Genomic DNA, 2,119 nt, shown 5'->3' on the forward strand with positions numbered 1-2,119 from the left:
TAGGATAAGAGGAAAGGGGAACCGAGCGGGTGGGACAGAACCGTCGAGCTGCGGTCTGGCAGAAGCTCATGGATGGCGCCCGCCACGCTCAGGAAGACGCCGACTCGCAAGCCATTGCGACCCGGAGCGAAAAGCTAAAGCGCGTCGCGATCTTTCAGATTCGCTCCGTGCGCTTTAGGTTTTTGATTTTACGCATGTCTTTGTCCCGAAACCGGTTCCCACTTTCGGGAGACATGCTTTAGCCAGCAACGACCCAGTCTAATTCCAAGAGACCCTGACGAGGCCTTGGAAGTTCTCAACCTGATCGATGCTCTTCATCAGCGCAATTCGATAGGCGCTCTTGTTCGCCAAGCCATCCCAGACGAAGAACGCGGCAACGGCGGCGACGATCAACAGGATCGGTCGCATTGTGGAACTCCCTCAAAGCTCCTCGTACGCACATTGATTATTATGCCCCCGGCCGAAGTTGAGCACAAGCAAGTGCTAATGTAGCTTCCATAGGGGGGATTTCAAAATGCTGAAAGCGCGACGAAAGCCGCAGAAGGCTTACCCGAACAGCGACCGCTATGGAGAGGACGGCCGGCGCCTCTATAGCGCCTATGACGCCGCGACGGTGGCTCGACGACGTGGGCGCCAAGCCTGGGTGAAACACATCCGGTTTGCTGGGATCGCGCTGGCGATTATTGCTGTAATTGTGGTGGGAATCGTCGTCGGCGCTTTGCCGCACTAGCCGGCGAGGACTAGTCCAATGCCGATGCCCAGGCCAATGGCGATGCCTAGGAAGAGCTTGCCGAGCAAATCGAGGACGATGACACGGACCTTGCCCCAAACGTCTCTATGGGGCTCGCGGAGAGCGCTGGAGAGGTCATCAAACACCGTATCCATGGAACGGAATCTAGATCGGAACGCGGCGGATGTGAATCCCCATCCTCTGGCGTTTTCACACCAGTTTTTAGCGGCTGCTAATTTTGCGCTCCTCATGTCTCCTTATATCGGCGTGCCCCCAGGCCGTTATGGGCGCAACCTTCAACATCGTATTTTTATTCAACTCGTCTAATAGACGGGACGTATCCGTAATTTAAACCTGGAAAGACCGATCTTGCGGCTGCCGATGTCACGTGGCCTTTTCGACCGAGCGGCGTCGCCTGCTGTGCGGATAAGCGGCGTGAGTGGAGGCCTTCCTCCTGAAAAATGACCGGCGCCGTTGGTGGAGGTTGCCTGAACTGCTGGCGCCGGCCAGTTCAGTGCGCAAACGCAGCCATAGCTGAGTCTTGACGTTGGGTCACCTTTCGCGCCGGCGGGCCGAAACACGCGCGCAGCGGCAACTGACGCGGCGCGCGGAGGCCGGCCCAGGACCACGCATATAATAAAGCTCCGGCCGATAGCGTGGTGCAACGAATTCGCGAAAGGCTGATGCCAACCGAGTGATCAAACTCCACATCGAAACGCCTCCTATGACCTTGTGACGGCTGGAGGACATGGCGGCAAAATCCGTGATGCCGGCGCTGACAGGGTCGCTGGTGATGGACCGCTAGAACAAAAGACTGAATCGGATTGGATCGCGGTCAGAAGTCCCCATGCGGTTTCGGACGAGAAGAGGGCGATCCCGAGGCCCGTGGCCAAGATCAATGCGGGAAGGCCGAGCAGCAGCTTACGCGACATCTTTGTCCCAACCTCACGCACGCCGGTGTTGATGTGGAACAGATTCTACGCGCCCCGGCGTGCCTGAAACTGTGGTTGCAACAACCGTGCCACGCTTGCATGTCAAACAACCTGGCTATCCGGCGGCGAGATCCCGCGCGAAAAAGACCGGCGTCTTCCATCGCCCCGCAGTCCCATTTCAGGACGAATCCGCTGGCACCGCGCTTGCATGGAGACCGTCGCCGGCTAATCCCGGTCGGCTCGTCGGGCTTGAAGGTTGTTGTTGGGGGCCTCGCCCGGCGAGTTGAGCATTCCGTCTCTTGCAATCGTGCGAGGTACGATGTTTACCGACAAAGAGACCCGAGTGGTCGAGGCTTGCCTGCTGGTTGCCGTGCCGCTGTCGATCGTCATGGCAGCCGCCCTTGCGTGGCTCATTCCTCTGTGATCGCTTCTGTTGGATCCTCAGGCTGGCCAGCAT

General features: G+C 58.5%; 3 protein-coding genes. 1 reads left to right on the forward strand and 2 read right to left on the reverse strand.

All coding sequences use genetic code 11. The features are described from left to right. Positions 1 to 258 precede the first annotated feature (258 nt). Complete coding sequence (locus tag EOA38_RS39495) at positions 259 to 408, reverse strand: hypothetical protein (protein WP_189435117.1); 150 nt, start codon at positions 406 to 408, stop codon at positions 259 to 261. A 106-nt stretch (positions 409 to 514) separates the two neighbouring features. Between EOA38_RS39495 and EOA38_RS34635 the strand changes: the two genes are divergently transcribed. Further along, on the forward strand, positions 515 to 730 hold the full coding sequence (locus EOA38_RS34635) for a hypothetical protein (RefSeq protein ID WP_127301336.1): 216 nt from the start codon (positions 515 to 517) through the stop codon (positions 728 to 730). On the opposite strand, the gene EOA38_RS39500 is transcribed toward EOA38_RS34635, so the two are convergent. Beyond that, on the reverse strand, positions 727 to 885 hold the full coding sequence (locus EOA38_RS39500) for a hypothetical protein (RefSeq protein WP_189350061.1): 159 nt from the start codon (positions 883 to 885) through the stop codon (positions 727 to 729). The two genes, EOA38_RS34635 and EOA38_RS39500, sit on opposite strands and share 4 nt — an antisense overlap. Positions 886 to 2,119: the final 1,234 nt, after the last annotated feature.

The sequence above is a fragment of the Mesorhizobium sp. M1E.F.Ca.ET.041.01.1.1 genome (assembly GCF_003997355.1).
Classification (GTDB): domain Bacteria; phylum Pseudomonadota; class Alphaproteobacteria; order Rhizobiales; family Rhizobiaceae; genus Mesorhizobium.

Excerpts from the sequence above, each read along its gene's own strand:
- EOA38_RS39495 (WP_189435117.1), bottom strand. The coding sequence starts at position 408 with ATGCGACCGATCCTGTTGATCGTCGCCGCCGTTGCCGCGTTCTTCGTC.
- EOA38_RS39500 (WP_189350061.1), bottom strand. The coding sequence starts at position 885 with ATGGATACGGTGTTTGATGACCTCTCCAGCGCTCTCCGCGAGCCCCAT.
- EOA38_RS34635 (WP_127301336.1), top strand. The coding sequence starts at position 515 with ATGCTGAAAGCGCGACGAAAGCCGCAGAAGGCTTACCCGAACAGCGAC.